The sequence below is a fragment of the Sphaerimonospora thailandensis genome (genome assembly GCF_016863115.1).
In the GTDB taxonomy this organism is placed as follows: Bacteria; Actinomycetota; Actinomycetes; order Streptosporangiales; family Streptosporangiaceae; genus Sphaerimonospora; species Sphaerimonospora cavernae.
On sequence record NZ_BOOG01000067.1, the window covers coordinates 1 to 17,691 of the forward strand.

Consider the following 17,691-nt stretch of genomic DNA (forward strand, 5'->3'; position numbering starts at 1 on the left):
GGGGCACCTCCCCGCCGAACACGCTCCGCATTACTATGAATACGCCTATCGCTTGGCTTCGCAGGCTGCCCGACTCATGATGGAGAAGATCATGGAATCAGCTTCGGCTACCTGGCCGGTCTACAGCCCCTTCGCTCGTAAGCACTTCGGCGCAGGCAAGACAGAAGGACTCGCAGAAGGACTTGCGGAAGGCCGCGCGGAAGGCCGCGCCGAGGGTGAGGCCAGAGCGGTGCTGACCATCCTGAAGGTACGGAGCATTCCCGTCTCCGACGCCGAGCGCGCCCGCATCACCGCCTGCAGAGACCTGGACCGGCTCGATGAATGGGCACGGCGCGCCGTCACCGCCACCTCCACCAGCGACCTGTTCACCGACGAGCAGGAGCGCTCCGCCGGATAGCCGAGCACCTCGATCACTTACCGGATCCGGGAACCTATTCCGGCTGGCGGGATCGGCATGGCACACCCGCGATCAGAGGAAGCTGAGGTCGGGGTGGCAGGAGGCCAGGAAGGCGAACATCTCGGTGCCGTTCTTGGTCCGGAAGAAGTCGACCATGGCCCTGTTGAACTCGACTCGGCGGGCAGCCGGAACACTGATGGCGTCGATGCCATGGGACACCAGGTGCCCGTTCATCATGTTTCGGGCTGTCCGCTTGTTGCCGTCGAAGTAGAACTGCTGCAGCGCGCCGAAAAGGAAGTAGGCGATGGCCTGCTCGAACGGGTCGTCGGCCTCGTCATCGAGCGCACGGAGTCCCTCCGCGTGAATCTGCCGGAGGTTCTCCCCGCCCGGGACTGTCTGCGGGGGCAGGTAGCGACCGTACTCGCCGAGGCTGACGCCCGGAGTCAGGGTCAGCGAGCCCTCGCCGCGGAAGTGGCCCGCCTCCAGCGCCTCGTCTCTGGCGATGATCTGGTGGAACCGGTCCGATGTCGCCTTGTCGAGACGGAACTCCCCGGACTTCACGACGGTCACCAGTTCTCTGGCGGCCTCCGCCAGGTTGAGGACCTGCCGTTCATCACTGACCTTGTGGCCGCCGACGGTGATGCCCTCCATGAGGGTCTGCACCTCGGGATAGGTGAACGGGTTGCCCTCCAGGACTGCCGCATCCCACACGAACTCGGGCAGCGACCGCTGGTAGCGCCACACCGCCCGGGCCACATCATGGACGGGGATCTCGCGGTTGACAGACGAACGATCCCACTGGAACCCCAGAGAGTCGAACAGGCGCGCATCAGCGTCCATCATTGGCTCCCGACCGACTCGGCCCCACTGTCGGGGATGATCTTCAGATGCTCTCGTACGCACCCGTAACAGCCGTTGCGTAGTTTACAGAAACAGCAACGTCATGCTGTTGACGGAAGGTGACCCGATGAGCGAACACACGGTTTCCGCGCAGGGGTACGGCTCAGACCGACGGTCGCCGTTCGGCTATGGCCTGCATCATGTCCAGCTGGCCATCCCGGCGGGCAGCGAGGAGGCGTGCCGCGACTTCTACGTCGACGTCCTCGGGATGTCCGAGATCACCAAGCCGCCGGTGCTCGCGGCACGCGGTGGCCTGTGGGTGCGCGCCGACACGCTGGAGATCCACCTTGGTGTGGAGGCCGACTTCCGCCCCGCGCGCAAGGCCCACCCGGGCATCCGGGTCACCGACCTCAACGCACTCGCCGAACGCCTGACCTCAGCCGGTACGGAAGTCATCTGGGACGACAACTTCCCCGGCCACCGCCGTTTCTACGCCCACGACAATGTCGGCAACCGCCTCGAGTTCCTCCAGCAGGACCCAGACATCCCCGCAGAGTGGTGACACCACGGGAGGCCTGCCCCCAATGCACTCAGTGGATATCAGGCGGCATCGAGGGATATAGCGTGCTTGGCCCGCTCCAGACGGCCTGGCCGTACGGTTCGACCTTCAGGCGGCCGGTCACGGTTGAGGTACGGCCTGCAAGGGTGTCATTACAGGTAGGCCGCCGGGGCCGGTCACGGGAGAGTCACCCGACTGGCCTCGAGCATTCGTTGCGGGCGTGGCCACCGGATTGGCGCTCTGGCCGCCGCCGCCTGTCTGGCCGCCCGGGGTCTGGCCGCCCCCTGTCTGGCCGCCCGGGGTCTGATGACCACCCGGTGGCTGGTCACCCCGGCTCTGGTCACCCGGTGCCCGGCCCTCCGGACCGGCCTCCGGGACGCCCTGGCCGTACGGACCATCCGTACCGGGCGCGGAGGGGACGGGCGTCGGCGAGCCGGACGGACCAGGGTAGCCGGGGTAGCCGGGGTAACCGAGCTCGACACCGCGCTCGTCAGGCGTCCGGCCCATGGCGTAGCCATCCCAGTAGTTGTTGGGATCCCAGGTGACGGGTGGCGGGAACTCCTTGACCGGCTTGCCGTCCATGGCCTCGCTCATGAAGGCGTTCCAGATCTGCGCGGGCAGCGTGCCGCCGTACAGTTCGCCCCATCCGGGGACCCGCACCGGCTTGTTGTCGTCGCGGAACATGTTCACCGCGACCGCCAGTTGCGGGACATACCCGTTGAACCAGACCGCGACCGACTCGTCGGTGGTCCCGGTCTTCCCGGCGACCGGCCGGTCGGGCAGGGACGCGGCGGTGCCGGTGCCGCCGCGTACGACCTGCTGGAGCGCGTAGGTCACGTCGGCGGCGGTGTTCTCACTGAACGCCCGCCGCTCCGGCGCGGTGACCTTCCGGGTGTTCCCGGCGGCGTCGGTCACCGCGCGGATCACATGGGCGTCACGGTGGATGCCGCCGGCCGCGAACGTGGCGAATCCGGACGCCTGCTGGACGGCGCTCACCGACGCGGTGCCGAGGGGGAACGTGGGGTAGGCCTTCTGCTGGGCGATCTGCTCCGCCGGGATCCCGGCCGCCTCCGCCGCCGCCGCGACCCTGTCCAGGCCGACCTTCTGTCCGAGGTCCACGAACGCGGTGTTGACCGAGTTGCGGGTCGCGTCGACCAGCGTGATGGCCGAGCCGTACGACGTGCCGCCGGCGTTGGGGATCTTGTCTTTGCCGATCACAAGTGGCGAGTCGCCGTAGACGCGGGTGTCGAGCCCGAAGCCCGCCTCGAGGGCGGCGGCCAGAGTGTACGGCTTGAACGTCGACCCGGCCTGGACCTTGGCGGAGAAGGCGTTGTCGTACTGCGTGGTCTCGAAGTCGCCGCCGTAGAACGCGCGGACCTCCCCGGTCGCCGGATCGACCGCGGCCAGGCCGGTGCGGACCTTCTTGGGAGTGTCGCCGGGCAGGACCGACTTGACGGCCTTCCTGGCGAGCCGCATGAGCTTCTTGTCGAAGGTCGTGGTGATCTTCAGGCCGCCCTGGTTGATGTCCTCGTCGCTGTAGCCGAGCCGGTTGAGCTCGGCGCGCACCTGGGCCAGCATGTAGCCGTCCTGTCCCGTCGTCGTCAGCGGCGGCTTCTGCGCGGCCAGCGTGGGGAACGTCTGTCGCTCGGCCTCCTCACGGCTGAGCGCGCCGATCTCGACCATGCCGTCGATCACCGACCGCCAGCGCGCCCTGACCGTCTCCAGGACGTCTCCGGTCGGGTTGGCGAACCGGCTGGGCTGCTGGATGACCGCGGCGAGGTAGGCGCCCTGGGCGACGTTCAGGTTCTGCACGTCGGTGTTGAAGTAGGCCCGCGCGGCGGCCTGGACGCCGTGCGCGCCGCGGCCGAAGTAGATCGTGTTGAGGTACTGCTCCAGCACCCAGTCCTTCGACTTCGAGCGGTCCACCTTCAGCGCGATCATGATCTCTTTGAGTTTGCGCGAGATGGAACGTTCCTGCCCGAGTCCGCTGTAGTAGTTGCGGACCATCTGCTGGGTGATCGTTGAGCCGCCCTGGAGTTGCCGGCCCGTGAGCGTGGACCAGATGGCGCGGGCGCTGCCCGAGACCGAAACGCCCTTGTCCCGGTAGAACGTGCGGTTCTCGGCCGCGATGACGGCATCCCGTACCGGCTTCGGCACCTGGGCGAGCGGCACGTTCTCCCGGTTGACCCCCTGCTTGGCGAGGATGGTCTTGCCGTTGCGGTAGTAGATGACCGATCCCTCGGCGGTCGCCAGCTTCTGCGTGCTGTCGGGGATCGGGGTCATTAACCAGACGGCGCCGATGGCCGCCGCCATCACGACGAGCCCCGAGATCATCGTGAGGAGGAAGACGCGCAACCCCCGCCGGCGACGCCGCGTCTTCGGCGGCGCGGCGTCGCCACCGGCATGGACCTCCGGCCGTCCGGGGTCCCCCAACCGCATCGGAACCGTGTCGTGCTTGTGGTCCATGGAGCCACCCCCGCGCATGGGGCCCCTGTCGCCGCTGTCCACGCGTTTCCCCCCGAAACGTCCGCGTACACCTATGAGCTGGGCGGATGAGTTCCACGGTAAACGATGGCCGGCCGTGCTCGACAACGAGCCCATGGCGACAGGTGGGGAAGCCTATCCTCCGGCGGCGCGTACCAACGGCAGGATCCGGTACGGCACGGGCGTGTCGAGAGCGATCACTGACGATGTCCGTACCACGCCTTGAACGTCCACGATCAGGTCGATGACACGCTGGAGATCGGCGTTGTTACGCGCGACCACCCGGCACAGCATGTCGCCGCCGCCGGTGATCGTGTGGGCCTCCAGGATCTCGGGGATCAGGGCGAGCTGGTCGGCGACCGGCACGTGCCCTGCGACCTGCCGGATCTGCAGCGTCACGAACGCGGTCACGTCGAAGCCGAGTGCGGCCGGGTCGATGTCGGGGCCGTACCCCGTGATGACCCCCCGGGCGGCCAGCCGGTCGAGCCGGGCCTGGACCGTGCCCCTGGCCACGCCGAGCCGCCGGGAGCATTCCAGCACGCCGATGCGCGGCTCGGCCCGCAGCAGCGAGACGATCCGCGAATCGAGCTGATCAATCGTCACAACTTCTACCTTCGGTCACGATCCCAGAGTGTACAAAATGTCCACTAATTCAACTCACTCTTGCACAATTTGGCTACCCCGTCTGAGAGTGTGGCTATGAACGATGTCTTTCCGGTGAACGGCATGGATGCGGTCGTCTTCGCGGTCGGCAACGCGAAGCAGGCCGCCCACTACTACTCGACGGCGTTCGGGATGCGGCTGGCGGCCTACCGCGGGCCGGAGAACGGCAGCCCCGACGAGGTGGCGTACGTGCTGGAGTCCGGCTCGGCGCGCTTCGAGCTGCGCGGCTCCGTACGGCCGGGCACGGCGGTCGCCGAGCACGTGGCGGCACACGGCGACGGCGTCATCGATCTCGCGCTGGACGTTCCGGACGTACCGGCCGCCTACCGTCACGCGCTCGCTCAGGGCGCCCGGGGGCTGGCCGAGCCGTACGTGGTGGAGGACGAGCACGGCAAGGTGATGGTCGCGGCGATCGCGGCCTACGGCGAGACCCGGCACACGCTCGTCGACCGGTCCGGCTACCACGGCCCCTACCTGCCCGGTTACTCGGCGGCCGAGCCCGTCGTCGCGGCCCCGGACGTCAAGAACGGCAGGCTCTTCCAGGCCGTCGACCACTGCGTCGGCAACGTCGAGCGCATGGACGAGTGGGTCGAGTTCTACGAGCGGGTCATGGGCTTCACCAAGATGGCGGAGTTCATCGGCGACGACATCGCGACGAACTACTCGGCGCTGATGTCCAAGGTCGTCGCCGACGGCAGCCGCAAGGTCAAGTTCCCGCTGAACGAGCCCGCCGTCGGCAAGCGCAAGTCGCAGATCGACGAGTACCTGGAGTTCTACGGCGGGCCCGGCGTGCAGCACATCGCCCTGGCGACCAATGACATCCTGGCCACGGTGGACTACATGCGGAAGGCCGGCGTGGAGTTCCTCGACACGCCCGACTCCTACTATGACGACCCGGAGCTGCGGGCCCGCATCGGCCAGGTCCGGGCGCCGATCGAGGAGCTCAAGAAGCGGCGGATCCTGGTCGACCGCGACGAGGACGGCTACCTGCTGCAGATCTTCACCAAGCCCGTGGTGGACCGCCCGACGGTGTTCTTCGAGCTCATCGAGCGCCACGGCTCGCTCGGGTTCGGCAAGGGCAACTTCAAGGCCCTGTTCGAAGCCATCGAGCGCGAGCAGGAGCGGCGCGGCAACCTCTGAGCGCACGAGGCCGTGTCTGAGAAATCCCAACCCGACGTATGACGCTATGGGTGATTTGTCAGGCACGGCCCAGAGGTCCGCATGGGGATGGGACACTCTTTGCCCTTCTCCGGCTTTGATCGGCGAACGGCGCGGTGATCAAACGAGCCAAGTCCTCCTCCTCGCATAAGGTGGCCTGGCCATGTCCGCGCTCCGTAGCCCCACGACACCCTCAGTGACCGCCGCGCTCGCCGCCGCGGTCCTCGCCGTCACCGCCGCGTGTTCGGGCGCGGTGGCCGCACCGACCTCCGCGCCCACCCCGGCCGCCGTACAGGGCAGCGATCCGGGCGGCGGGCGGGACGGCCTGTTCGGGGCGATCACCTCGGGCACGATCGGCGCACCGGGCATCGGCGACCCCGCCTTCCCCGGGGACGGCAACGGCGGCTACGACGTACGGCACTACCTGCTGAGACTGTCCTACGACCCGGCGACCAAACGACTGGCCGGCAGCGCGACGATCCGGGCCAGGGCCGTACAGGACCTGACCTCGTTCAACCTCGACCTGCGCGGGCTCACGGTGAGCCGGGTGGCCGTCGACGGCGCGACCGCCGGGTTCGGCCGCCAGGGCGACGAGCTGACCATCCGACCGGCGTACCGGATCTCCAAGGGCGACAGGTTCGAGGTGACGGTCGACTACTCGGGTCTGCCGGAACCGATCCGCGACTACGTCAACCTCGGCACGTACGGCTTCGTGGCGACGGCCGACGGGTCGTTCGTGACCTCCGAGCCGAACGGGGCCAAGACCTGGTTCCCGTCCAACGACCACCCGGCCGACAAGGCCACCTACGACTTCGAGATCACGGTGCCGGCCGGCCTGACCGCGATCGCCAACGGCGAGCTCGACGGCGAGCCGAAGACGGTCGACGGAAAGACCACGTTCGTGTGGCGGGAAAAGCACCCGATGGCCAGCTACCTCGCCACGATGACGACCGGGAAGTTCGAGATCCGCACCGGAAAGAGCGACAAGGGCCTGCCCATCTACGCGGCCGTCGCCCCCGTCTTCCGCGGCTCGCTCGACAACCTCTACACCGAGACGGCGAAGATCACCGACTACTGGTCGACCGTGTTCGGGCCCTACCCGTTCTCCTCCACGGGCGGCGTGATCGACGACTACTCCTCCGGATACGCGCTGGAGAACCAGACGAAGCCGATCTACGGCGGGTTCTCCCCCGAAAGCGGCATCATCGCCCACGAGCTCGCCCACCAGTGGTTCGGCGACAGCGTGAGCATCACCAGGTGGAAGGACCTGTGGCTGAACGAGGGCTTCGCCACCTACGCGGAGTGGCTCTGGGCCGAGCACCGCGGCGAGGCCACGGCCGAGGCGCTGTTCAAGCGCTACTACGCGAACGCCGCCGACCCCATGTGGACCTACCCGCCGGGCGACGCCCGCGCCACCGACCTGTTCAACAACTCCGTCTACGTGCGCGGCGCGATGACGCTGCACGCCCTGCGCAAGGCGATCGGCGACGCCGTGTTCTTCCCGCTGCTCAAGAAGTGGACCGCCGAGCACCGGTACGGCAATGTCACGACCGAGCAGTTCGTCGCGCTGGCCGAGCAGATGTCCGGCAAGAAGCTGACCGCTCTCTTCGACGCCTGGTTGTTCCAGCCGCGCCGTCCCGCCGCCGTCGCCTGACCGGCCGGTCCGCCCGCTCAGGAGAAGAGCAGTTTGTGGCCGTCACGGCGGAGGGCGGCGAGCACCTCGTCGCAGTGCCTGGGCCCCCTGGTCTCCAGCTGGAGCAGGACCTCGACCTCGTCCAGGTGCAGCCGGGAGCCCACCCGCTCGTGCACGACGTCGAGCACGTTGACCCCGAGCTCGGCCAGCCGGTGAAGCAGTGCGGCGAGCGCGCCCGGCCGGTCGGTCAGGCGGATCCGGAAGGCCAGGTAGCGCCCGGCCGCCGCCAGGCCGTGCCGCAGCACCCGGGCGAGCAGCAGTGGGTCGATGTTGCCGCCGGACACCACCGCGACGACCGGCGGATCGAACGCGTGCGGCTGGTCGAGCAGCGCGGCGACCCCGGCGACCCCGGCGGGCTCGACCAGCAGCTTCGACCGCTCCAGGCAGAGCAGCAGCGCCCGTGACAGCGACTCCTCCGAGACCGTGACCACCCGGTCGACCAGGTAGTGGATCAGCTCGAACGGCAGTGCGCCCGGCCGCCCGACCGCGATGCCGTCCGCCATCGTCGAGGCCGGTTCGACCATGACCGGATGCCCGGCCGCGAGCGACTCCGGATAGGCGGCGGCCCGCTCCGCCTGCACGCCGATGACCCTGATCCCGGGCCGCAGCGACTTCACCGCGAGCGCGACGCCGGCCGCCAGGCCGCCGCCGCCGATCGGCAGCACGATCGTGGCCGCCTCGGGAAGCTGCTCGATGACCTCCAGCCCGATCGTCCCCTGCCCGGCCACGACGTCGGGATGGTCGAACGGGTGGATGAACACCGCCCCGGTCCGGTCCGCGTGCTCCTGCGCCGCCTGGAGTGCCAGATCGACCGTGTGCCCGGCGAAGACGACGTCAGCGCCGTACGCCCGGGTGGCCTCCACCTTGGGCAGCGGAGCGCCTTCGGGCATGTAGACGGTGGACTTGGCCCCCAGCAGCGTCGAACCGAGCGCGACGCCCTGGGCGTGGTTGCCCGCGCTCGCCGCCACCACACCCCTGGCCCGCTCGTCGTCGCTGAGCCGGGCGATGCGGACGTAGGCGCCCCGGATCTTGAACGACCCGGCCCGCTGGATGTTCTCGCACTTGAGGTGTACGGGACCCCCGACCGCCTCGGACAGCACCCGGGAGTGGAGCACGGGCGTCTGCACGGCCACGCCCTTGAGCAGTTCGCGTGCGGCGACGACATCGTCGTACGTCACCTGTGGGACAGCCATGAGCCAATCTTCGCAGGATGAGCCGGTCCGCGCCGACCGGACCGCGACCCCGGATGCAGGTCGCCGTCAAGGCCACGGCAATCAGCGTGAAAGCGACCTGGCCGTAAATACGAGTGACCCCCACTGAACCGGGCCATGTCCGGACCCGACACCAACGGAGAAGACGATGCGCGCTCCTCGCAAGATCATGATAGCCGCCACGACGTTCCTGGCCGCTGTTTCGGTGGCCGCCCCGCCGGCATCGGCGAACGCCCGCGCCGAGACCACCACCCCGTACGAGTACCGCGGCTACCACGGCCTGAACCACACGAAGATGATCTCCATCTTCCCGGCGACGTCCGCAGACCTACGTCCGGTGACCTTCTCGATCGGGCTGCAGAAGTCAACGGAAAGATATGCGATGTTCTGGGACAACAAGCCCGGCCCCGACTGGACGATGGAGGTGGAGCTCAGGGGGAGCGCCGCGTATCAGAAGAGGTTCGATCAGGTCACGGCGAATGGCTACCAGCCCACCGTGGTGACCGCGACGGGCAGCGGGCCGAACACCGTGTTCACCGCTATCTACGAGAAGAAGACCGGCAAATTCATCGCCCGCCACGGCATCGGCATCCCCGAGTTCCTCCTGGCCAACACGGACGCGAACCGTAACGGGTACATCCCCGTCTCGGTCAACCTGTACGGCACGGCGTCCAGCCCGCGGGTGGCCGCTGTCTGGGCCGCCAACCCGTCGGGCGTCTCCTGGCACTTCACGCTCTCCGACTCCGCATCCGAGTACCAGCGCATTTTCAACATCAACGTCAAGCGCGGATACCGTCCGTCCGCCATCACGGTCACGCCCGACGGCAAGGGTTACCTCACCATCTGGCGCAAGGACACGATCGGCGCCTGGTACGCCTTCCACGGGATGAGCGCCGCCCAGTACCAGGCGCGGTTCGACGAGATGACGGCCAAGGGCCTGTACCCGACCTGGATCGACATGGAGAACGGCGTCTACGCCGCCATCTTCACCAGACGGTGACGGTGGCCCCTGCTGACCAGTAGGAACCGGCGGCGAGGATGAGGGCGGCCGCGCCGACGAGGCCGGCGTCCTGACCGAGCTCGGCCGGGACCACGCGGACGCGTGAGGCGAACTCCATGCGGGTGTGCTCGCGCAGCGTCTCCCGCAGCGGATCGAAGAGCAGCGGTCCCGCCTGGGACAGCCCACCGCCGACGGTCACCATGTCGAGGTCGCAGAGGTTGGTCGCCGAGGCGATCGCGATGCCGAGGGCCCGCCCGGCGCGTGCCATCGCGGCCAGCGCGATCTCGTCGCCGGCCGCCGCGTCGGCGGCCAGCCGCCGCCCGGTCGCGGCGCCCGCCTCGCGGTATCCGCCGCTGTATCCGCCCGTCCGTGGCTCGCCCGTGCCCGGCTCGCCCGTGCCCGGCTCCGGCAGGCCTCCCGGTGACCAGCCGCGGGCCACCGCCCAGGCGGCGAGGCCCGGCCCCCGGGCGACCGCCTCCAGGCAGCCGAGCGCGCCGCACCCGCACAGCGCCCCGCCGGGCTCGACCACCACGTGCCCGATGTGCCCGGCGTTGCCGGTGCCGCCGTCGATCAGCCGGCCGCCCAGGATCAGCCCGCCGCCGACCCCGGTGGACACGACCATGCCCAGCATGTTGTCGCTCCCCCGCCCGGCGCCGCGCCAGTGCTCGGCGACCGCGAGGCAGACGGCGTCGTTGTGGATCCGTACCGGCAGACCGGGAAAGCGCCGGGCCAGCCGCTCCCGGAGCGGGAAGCCCCGCCAACCCGGGATGTTGAGCGGCGACACCTCGCCGGCCGGCCAGGTCATCGGGCCGCCGCAGCCGGCCCCCACTCCGGCCAGGTCCTCGGGGGCGCCCACATCGTCGATCAAACGGTCGATCAGCCCGGCCAGCGCCTCCCACAGGGTCTCCGCGTCACCAGCGGGCGGGGTCGCCGTACGCCTGGCGGCGATCACCTGCCCGTCCGGCCCGACCAGACCCACCGCGAGCTTCGTGCCGCCGATGTCGGCGGCCAGCACAGATCCCGTCACGTGCCCATCCCAGTGCCCGTCGCGGGGTGGGGTCAAGCACGGATCGCGGCCGAGGCGCCCGTCACCTGAGCATCTGGCCGGGAGCCGGACCGGCGGAGAAGACCAGGAGGGATGCGGTGAAGCCGTGTACGTGGTTGTGGCCGCTGACCGGGCCCATCTCTCCGGCGGCGAAGAATCCCGCCACCCCGATCGGGCCGAGCATGTCCCGTACGGCGAGCGCGTCATGATCGGCCGACCCGAACATCGCCGAACCCCGGCCGTTACAGGAGAACAGCAGCGCGCCGTCGATCCGGCCGGCTCGCTGCACGTGCGCGTCGAGAAGCGAGTAGAGATCCTCGTCGGCGGTCTCGGCATCCCTGACCTGGAAGCGTACGGTCCTGCCGATGTCCAGCACGTCGCCGACCGCGACGGCCTCGCGCTCGGGATCGATGCCGATGACGCCCCGGATGAGGAAGTCACCCCGCTCGTGCCGCTCGGCGTACTCGTCCATGACCACGCCGATCTGTAACCCCGAGGCGACCAGTTCGCGGTCCTCCTCGTCGAGGGCGCTCACGATGTCCTCCAGGCGGCCGAGCGCGGGCTGGCCGGCCAGTTCGAGCAGCAGGTTCTCCTCGGCACGCGTGACCACCATGGAGGGCCCGATCGGGCGGCAGCCCTGGCTCACCACGGCGCCGACGTTCACCGGGCCGCTGAGAACGACCCCGATCGCGCCTTCGGTGTGCACCTCGCCGTCGACGAACAGCCGTACCGAGCCTCGGCCGCCCAGCCCGTTGGCCAGGCCGCCGACGATCGGCAGGTCGCCCAGCACATCGCCCGAGTGCTCGATGAACGCGTCGGCGGGAAAGGTGTACGGATCCGCCAGCAGGATCGCCGCCCGGTCGTCGGGGCCGCGCTCGGGCAGCCCCACGACCACGAACCTGTCCGCGGTCCGCAACGTGTCCAGGGCGAACGTGACCACCCCGCCACCGCCGAAGGACGCGGCCCAGGCGCTGACGGACGGCTGGAGCTCGACTCCCTGGGCGTCTCCGATCACGCCGGTCGCGCTGCAGCCGATCACCCGGGCCTCCGGCGCCATGGCCATCGCCCGCAGCCCCGCCCGGGTCACTTCGTCGGGATCCTCTCCGCAGATGAAGAAGCACACCAGGTCAGGCGGGCTCGACAGGCCGGCCAGCGCCCGGCGGACGGCCGCCTCCGCCGTCTCCACCAGGTTGGCGCCAACGGCGAGACCGTCGGCGAAGCGGCTCGTGATTACCGCCATAGTCTCGCCCCTCTCAATCAACAGTCAGAGTCTTCTTGGCCATTTCTCCCCACTGAAAGGGCATCGACGCACGCAACCCTCATGGGATTACGGGAGATCGGGCTGCCGGATCACGACGTGGCGACGTAGTCTCATCAGGTGCACAAATCGCCCATGCCTGCTTCCGGCACTCTGCGCGAACTCCGTGACAGCGGCCACCGGCGCCGCACGGTCAAGGCCGAGATCAGGGAGAACCTCCTGGCCCGGCTACGCTCGGGCGAGCCGCGGTTCCCCGGCATCGTCGGCTTCGACGAGACCGTGCTGCCCCACCTGGAACGGGCCCTGATCGCGGGGCACGACCTGGTGCTGCTCGGCGAGCGCGGCCAGGGCAAGACCCGGCTCATCCGCACGATCATCGATCTGCTCGACGAGTGGTCGCCCGTGGTCAAGGGTTGCGAAATCAACGATCATCCGTACGCGCCGGTCTGCGCGCGGTGCCTGCGGATCGCCGCCGAGCTCGGCGACGACCTGCCCGTCGCCTGGCGCCGCCGTGAGGACCGGTACGGCGAGAAGCTGGCCACGCCGGACACCTCCGTCGGCGACCTGATCGGCGACGTCGACCCCATAAAGATCGCCGAGGGGCGCACGCTGGGCGATCCGGAGACCGTTCACTACGGCCTGGTGCCGCGCACGAACCGCGGCGTGTTCTCGGTCAACGAGCTGCCCGACCTGGCCGAGCGGATCCAGGTCGCACTGCTCAACGTGCTGGAGGAGCGGGACATCCAGGTCCGGGGTTACAACCTGCGACTGCCGCTCGACATCCTGTTGGTCGCCAGCGCCAACCCGGAGGACTACACCAACCGCGGCCGGATCATCACCCCGCTGAAGGACCGGTTCGGCGCGGAGATCCGCACCCACTATCCCCGGACCATCGACGACGAGCTGGTCCTGATCCGCCAGGAGGCCGCCCTCGGGGAGCTCGGCGCCGACCTCCCCGATCACCTGCTGGAGGTGATCGCCAGGTTCACCCGGCTGGTCCGCGAGTCGACCGCCGTCGACACCCGTTCCGGCGTGTCCGCCCGGTTCTCCATCGCCGCCGCCGAGACCGCCGCCGCCTCGGCCGTACGGCGGGCCGCGCTGACCGGGGAGGAGCGGCCGGTCACCCGGGTCTGCGACCTGCCGCAGGCGGTGCACACGCTGCGTGGAAAGGTCGAGTTCGAGGTCAGCGAGGAGGGCCGGGAGACCGAGGTGCTCGCCCACCTGCTGCGCCGGGCGACCGCCGAGACGTTCCGGGTCACGATCGGCGGGGCCGATCTGACGCCGCTGCTGGACAGGTTCGGCGAGGGCGCCAAGGTCGAGTCGGGCGAGCTGGTGCCGGCGCACGAACTGCTGCGCCGGATCGGGCGGATCGACGGGCTCTCGAAGATCATGGCCGGGCTGGGCATGGGTGAGGGCGACGAGTCGCCGGGCCACGCCGCGGCGGCCCTGGAGTTCGCCATGGAGGGGCTGTACCTGATGCGCCGGCTGTCCAAGGACGAGGTGGCCGGGGGATCGGTCTACCGCACATGACCGGGTCGTACGCCTACCGGCGATACAGCGCCGGGCCGGACCCGCTGGCTCCGCCGTACGACGTGCGCTCGGCGCTCGACGACATGGGCGACGCGATCCTGTCGGGGTCCACGCCGCTCGACGCGCTGCGCGACCTGCTCCGGAGCGGCCTTCCCGGCGCCTCTGACCGGCGCGGGCTGGACGATCTCCTCCGGGCCGTACGGCGCCGCCGCGGCGAACTGCGGGAGAACACGCGACTCGACGGCACCCTGGAGCGGGTTCGCGCGCTGCTGGACAAGGCGATCGGTCAGGAACGGGCGGAACTGACGCCGGATGAGGACGGCCGGTTCCGGGAGGCGCTCCTCGACGCGCTGCCGTCCGATCCCGCCCGCGCGATCCGGGAGCTGGCCGACTACGACTGGCGCTCGGCCGCCGCCCGGCGGACCTTCGAGGAACTGCGCGACCTGCTGCGCCGCGAGGTGCTCGACAGCCGGTTCCGCGGCATGCGCGAGGCGCTGGCCGACCCGGATCCGGCGGCGATGGATCGCGTCCGCCAGATGACGTCCGAGCTGAGCGACATGCTGGACCGGGACGCGCGGGGCGAGCACACCCAGGAGGACTTTGACCAGTTCATGCGGAAATACGGGGACATGTTCCCGGAGAACCCGCGGAACCTGGAGGAGCTGGTCGACCAGCTCGCCCGCCGCGCCGCCGCCGCGCAGCGGCTGCTCGCCTCGCTGACCCCGCGGCAGCGCGCCGAACTGGCGGCGCTCATGGAGCAGACGCTGGAACAGGCCGGCCTGGCCGAGCAGATGTGCCGTCTCGGCGACGCCCTCCAGGCCCGCCGCCCCGACATCGGCTGGGGGGCGCCGGAGCAGGTCTCCGGCCATCAGCCGATGGGCATGGGCGACGCGGTGAGCGCGCTGGAGGAGCTCGCCGACCTGGGTGACCTGGAGACCACGCTCCGGCAGGACTACCCCGGCGCGCGGCTCGACGACATCGACGAGGAGGCGATCCGCCGGGCACTCGGCCGGTCGGCCGTCGACGACCTGGAGGCCCTGCGGCGGGTCGAGCGGGAGCTGGAGGCCCAGGGTTACCTTCGGCGGCATCGCGGCAAGCTCGAGCTCACCCCGAAGGCCGTGCGCCGGCTGGGCGAGACCGCGCTGCGCCGGGTGTTCTCATCGCTGGAGTCAGGCCGCCGCGGCGATCACGACCAGCGTGACGCCGGCACGGCCGGGGAGCCGACCGGGTCCAGCCGGCCCTGGCGGTTCGGCGACGAGCAGCCCATCGACGTCGTGCGCACGGTCGTCAACGCCGTACGGCGCGGCGGCCGGTCCCCGGTGACCCTGTCCGTGGACGACTTCGAGGTGGCCGAGACCGAGCGCAGAAGCGCCGCGGCCGTGTGCCTGCTGGTCGACCTGAGCTATTCGATGGCGCTGCGCGGCACCTGGGCGGCGGCCAAACAGACCGCGCTCGCGCTCCAGGCGCTGGTGGCCGCCAAGTTCCCCCAGGACGCCGTACAGGTCATCGGGTTCTCGAACTACGCGCGGGTGCTGCGGGCCGACGAGCTCGCCGCGCTGGAATGGGACATGGTCCAGGGCACCAACCTGCATCACGCACTGCTGATCGCGGGCCGCCACCTCGACCGGCACCCCGACTTCGAACCGGTCGTCCTGGTGGTCACCGACGGCGAGCCGACCGCGCACCTCATGCCGAGCGGCGTGCCGCGGTTCGACTGGCCGCCCTCGCCGGAGACCCTGACGCTGACCCTCGCCGAGGTCGACAAGATGACCAGGCGGCGGGCCACCATCAACATCTTCATGCTCGCCCCCGACGACCGGCTGCGCGAGTTCGTCGACGAGATCGCCCGGCGCAACGGCGGCCGCGTCTTCTCCCCCGACGCCGACCGCCTCGGCGAATACGTCGTCAGCGACTTCCTCCGCGCCCGCACCCGCCGCTGACGCACCGTCAGGCGGTCACCCCGGCGAATCTCGCGAGCGCTTCGTCGAAGCCGTCATACAGGTCCCGATAGCTGCGGTAGGCAGGACGCCAGGCACCGCCGTACACCGGTTCCTCGATCAGGGCCACGACCCGCTCGGGCATGGGCAGCACACCGTCGCCGAGGTGACGGACCTCGGCGAGCTCGGTGCGGGCCCCCCGCTCACCCGAGACGAAGCGGCCGTGCCGCCAGCCGCTCTCCTCGTCCCAGACGAGAGCGGTGCCGTCGACCAACACGATCGTGGCGTCACGAGGGTCGAACGGATCGTCCCACCACCTCGCCACACGCTCCCCCAGGGCGTCGGCGACCTCGTCGACGTAGAAAACAGGAAGCCTCAGCCACTCTCGACTGTAAGGCTCGGGCAGTTTGGTGCTCACGGATCTCACTCCCTCGTACGTCCTGGAAGACGACGGTCCCATAACAAGAGCGAAATCTTAGAACAGCCCACGCCAAGCGGCGACAAATTGGAAACCGAGAACGAGATCATGTATCCGAGCCCCGGGCGTCGACATTCCCGATCTCGTACGCAAGCTGGGTGCTGTCGCCCGCATAGACGGTGATGGTCAGTCGGATGGGCCGCTCGACAGAGTAAGCCGTGCGGAACATCTCCAGCACCGGCACGCCGGGGCCGAGCTCGAGGGTGCGCGCTTCCTCCTGCGTGGGCATGCGGCAGACGACCTCGTCCCGGTAGCCGACCTGCACATGGCCGTGGCGACCGAGTTCGGCGATGGTGCCGTGCTTCACGTCCTGCGGAGACATGAGCAGGGTGCCTGTCGCGATGTCCATCGGGTAAAACGAGTCCTGGACGGACCAGTTCTTGCCGTCGATGACCCGCACCAGATGGCGTAGGACGACGTCAACTCCTTCTTCCAGCTGAAGGCGCGCCGCGATCTCGGCGGAGGCGGCTCTGACCTCCATCCGCAGCGGCTTCTGCTCCGGACGGCGCCCCTTGATGGACACGGCCGCGACGAAAGCGTCCACGTTTCGGTCGCCCGACACCCCCTCCTCCGCTGACGCGAGGACGGTGAAGGTGGTGTGCTCCTTGACAAAGGTGCCGCGCCCCTGACGAGGCTCGATCAACCCCTCATTGGCGAGTGCCGCGAGAGCGAGGCGAACGGTGTTCCGGGAGAGTCGCGAGTTACCCTCCTCAGGCTTTCCTGCCAGGTGACCGTACAGCTTTTCGAGTTCGGGCTCGGAAGGAAGCTGAGTGCCCGGCCCCCACCCCCCTTTCACGATCTTCATGCGGATATCGGCCGCGACCTGCCGGTAGAGCGGCTCGCCCACTATCGTCCCCTCACTCTGGTCAGTCCACTCATCCCAATGACAGGAATATCTCACTAAATGCGGACGGATGCAATCTGGCAGAAATTGCCGAACCAGGATGACTCTGCTGTCAATACTGAACACCAACGTGGTGATAATAGGCGGATCCAGCGGAGCTATTCCTCATATGCCACTCATGCCAACAACTGTCACCCATCCGTTGGATGACAACTACTTGCTGGTTATCGGCAGAGATTCATGGCGATATCCGAGAAGACCGACTTTCTTGGAGCCGTAATATGCACACCATCATTCTGCTCATTGCATTCACCCTCGCCGGATCCTCTGCCGCCGCTTTCCTCCTGATCGTCACCGGCATCCGCATCGAGGACGACCGCAGAACCATCACCGGCCGACCTCCCGGGTTCATAGCCGCGGGCACCCGGCGAATCCTCCACCTGTATGTCGACCACACGGTCTGCCGGTACGCCAGCAATCCCCAGCACGCCTGCCCCAGCTGCCGACGCCTGTACGTCGACAGATGATGTCCAGGACGTTCCACACCCATCCAGAGGGCAGATCATCGCCCCCGCGGGGACGCCGAACGCCGGC

15 protein-coding genes and 1 pseudogene are annotated in these 17,691 nt (G+C 69.2%); 8 read left to right on the top strand and 8 right to left on the bottom strand.

The features are described 5' to 3' along the window. Positions 1-397 (top strand): annotated as a pseudogene (locus Mth01_RS25975) (hypothetical protein); the annotation flags it as partial. Positions 398-469: 72 nt separating this feature from the next. On the opposite strand, the gene Mth01_RS25980 reads toward Mth01_RS25975, so the two are convergent. Then, positions 470-1,237, bottom strand: coding sequence for a Fic family protein (locus Mth01_RS25980; RefSeq protein ID WP_204018584.1), 768 nt, complete (start codon positions 1,235-1,237; stop codon positions 470-472). A 127-nt stretch (positions 1,238-1,364) separates the two neighbouring features. Here Mth01_RS25980 and Mth01_RS25985 point away from each other — a divergent pair, with 127 nt between their 5' ends. Further along, a complete protein-coding gene (locus Mth01_RS25985; protein ID WP_204018585.1) occupies positions 1,365-1,799 on the top strand; it encodes a VOC family protein in 435 nt (144 codons plus the stop codon). Between the two features lie 117 nt (positions 1,800-1,916). On the opposite strand, the gene Mth01_RS25990 is transcribed toward Mth01_RS25985, so the two are convergent. Continuing rightward, positions 1,917-4,262, bottom strand: coding sequence for a transglycosylase domain-containing protein (locus tag Mth01_RS25990; protein WP_239090017.1), 2,346 nt, complete (start codon positions 4,260-4,262; stop codon positions 1,917-1,919). A 153-nt stretch (positions 4,263-4,415) separates the two neighbouring features. Further along, the gene (locus Mth01_RS25995; RefSeq protein WP_204018586.1) at positions 4,416-4,883 is read right to left on the bottom strand and encodes an Lrp/AsnC family transcriptional regulator; all 468 of its coding nucleotides are present in this window, start codon (positions 4,881-4,883) and stop codon (positions 4,416-4,418) included. Positions 4,884-4,979: 96 nt separating this feature from the next. On the opposite strand from Mth01_RS25995, the gene hppD reads away from it, so the two are divergent. Together hppD and Mth01_RS26005 are read left to right on the top strand one after the other, a co-directional pair. Continuing rightward, a complete protein-coding gene (gene hppD / locus Mth01_RS26000) occupies positions 4,980-6,083 on the top strand; it encodes a 4-hydroxyphenylpyruvate dioxygenase (RefSeq protein ID WP_204018587.1) in 1,104 nt (367 codons plus the stop codon). Between the two features lie 181 nt (positions 6,084-6,264). Next, the gene (locus tag Mth01_RS26005; protein ID WP_204018588.1) at positions 6,265-7,755 is read left to right on the top strand and encodes a M1 family metallopeptidase; all 1,491 of its coding nucleotides are present in this window, start codon (positions 6,265-6,267) and stop codon (positions 7,753-7,755) included. Positions 7,756-7,772: 17 nt separating this feature from the next. On the opposite strand, the gene ilvA is transcribed toward Mth01_RS26005, so the two are convergent. Next, positions 7,773-8,987, bottom strand: a complete 1,215-nt coding sequence (ilvA, locus tag Mth01_RS26010) for a threonine ammonia-lyase (RefSeq protein WP_204018589.1) — start codon at positions 8,985-8,987, stop codon at positions 7,773-7,775. A 166-nt stretch (positions 8,988-9,153) separates the two neighbouring features. Here ilvA and Mth01_RS26015 point away from each other — a divergent pair, with 166 nt between their 5' ends. Further along, on the top strand, positions 9,154-10,005 hold the full coding sequence (locus tag Mth01_RS26015; RefSeq protein WP_204018590.1) for a hypothetical protein: 852 nt from the start codon (positions 9,154-9,156) through the stop codon (positions 10,003-10,005). On the opposite strand, the gene Mth01_RS26020 is transcribed toward Mth01_RS26015, so the two are convergent. Together Mth01_RS26020 and Mth01_RS26025 are read right to left on the bottom strand one after the other, a co-directional pair. Then, positions 9,992-11,032 carry an ROK family protein gene (locus tag Mth01_RS26020; protein WP_204018591.1) on the bottom strand — a complete coding sequence of 347 codons (1,041 nt, stop codon included), beginning with the start codon at positions 11,030-11,032 and terminating at the stop codon, positions 9,992-9,994. The two genes, Mth01_RS26015 and Mth01_RS26020, sit on opposite strands and share 14 nt — an antisense overlap. A gap of 61 nt (positions 11,033-11,093) precedes the next feature. Then, a complete protein-coding gene (locus Mth01_RS26025; protein WP_204018592.1) occupies positions 11,094-12,290 on the bottom strand; it encodes an FIST signal transduction protein in 1,197 nt (398 codons plus the stop codon). A 153-nt stretch (positions 12,291-12,443) separates the two neighbouring features. Here Mth01_RS26025 and Mth01_RS26030 point away from each other — a divergent pair, with 153 nt between their 5' ends. Together Mth01_RS26030 and Mth01_RS26035 are read left to right on the top strand one after the other, a co-directional pair. Beyond that, on the top strand, positions 12,444-13,838 hold the full coding sequence (locus Mth01_RS26030) for a sigma 54-interacting transcriptional regulator (protein WP_204018614.1): 1,395 nt from the start codon (positions 12,444-12,446) through the stop codon (positions 13,836-13,838). Next, complete coding sequence (locus Mth01_RS26035) at positions 13,835-15,778, top strand: vWA domain-containing protein (RefSeq protein WP_204018593.1); 1,944 nt, start codon at positions 13,835-13,837, stop codon at positions 15,776-15,778. Before Mth01_RS26030 ends, Mth01_RS26035 begins: the two co-directional genes overlap by 4 nt. 7 nt (positions 15,779-15,785) lie before the next feature. Here the strand turns inward: Mth01_RS26035 and Mth01_RS26040 are convergent, their stop codons facing one another. Then, positions 15,786-16,193 (bottom strand): DUF6292 family protein, encoded by a 408-nt coding sequence (locus Mth01_RS26040; RefSeq protein WP_239090018.1) that lies wholly within the window; start codon positions 16,191-16,193, stop codon positions 15,786-15,788. A gap of 106 nt (positions 16,194-16,299) precedes the next feature. Beyond that, positions 16,300-17,100, bottom strand: coding sequence for a GntR family transcriptional regulator (locus tag Mth01_RS26045; RefSeq protein WP_204018595.1), 801 nt, complete (start codon positions 17,098-17,100; stop codon positions 16,300-16,302). 278 nt (positions 17,101-17,378) lie between these two features. Between Mth01_RS26045 and Mth01_RS26050 the strand changes: the two genes are divergently transcribed. Further along, a complete protein-coding gene (locus tag Mth01_RS26050; protein WP_204018596.1) occupies positions 17,379-17,624 on the top strand; it encodes a hypothetical protein in 246 nt (81 codons plus the stop codon). The last annotated feature ends 67 nt before the right edge of the window (positions 17,625-17,691 follow it).

What these genes read in the sequence shown, in the direction of transcription:
- Mth01_RS25990 (WP_239090017.1), bottom strand. Translation starts at nt 4,262, where the DNA reads ATGGACCACAAGCACGACACGGTTCCGATGCGGTTGGGGGACCCCGGA.
- Mth01_RS26030 (WP_204018614.1), top strand. Translation starts at nt 12,444, where the DNA reads ATGCCTGCTTCCGGCACTCTGCGCGAACTCCGTGACAGCGGCCACCGG.
- hppD (WP_204018587.1), top strand. Translation starts at nt 4,980, where the DNA reads ATGAACGATGTCTTTCCGGTGAACGGCATGGATGCGGTCGTCTTCGCG.
- Mth01_RS26025 (WP_204018592.1), bottom strand. Translation starts at nt 12,290, where the DNA reads ATGGCGGTAATCACGAGCCGCTTCGCCGACGGTCTCGCCGTTGGCGCC.
- ilvA (WP_204018589.1), bottom strand. Translation starts at nt 8,987, where the DNA reads ATGGCTGTCCCACAGGTGACGTACGACGATGTCGTCGCCGCACGCGAA.
- Mth01_RS26050 (WP_204018596.1), top strand. Translation starts at nt 17,379, where the DNA reads ATGCACACCATCATTCTGCTCATTGCATTCACCCTCGCCGGATCCTCT.
- Mth01_RS25980 (WP_204018584.1), bottom strand. Translation starts at nt 1,237, where the DNA reads ATGGACGCTGATGCGCGCCTGTTCGACTCTCTGGGGTTCCAGTGGGAT.
- Mth01_RS25985 (WP_204018585.1), top strand. Translation starts at nt 1,365, where the DNA reads ATGAGCGAACACACGGTTTCCGCGCAGGGGTACGGCTCAGACCGACGG.
- Mth01_RS26035 (WP_204018593.1), top strand. Translation starts at nt 13,835, where the DNA reads ATGACCGGGTCGTACGCCTACCGGCGATACAGCGCCGGGCCGGACCCG.
- Mth01_RS26005 (WP_204018588.1), top strand. Translation starts at nt 6,265, where the DNA reads ATGTCCGCGCTCCGTAGCCCCACGACACCCTCAGTGACCGCCGCGCTC.
- Mth01_RS26015 (WP_204018590.1), top strand. Translation starts at nt 9,154, where the DNA reads ATGCGCGCTCCTCGCAAGATCATGATAGCCGCCACGACGTTCCTGGCC.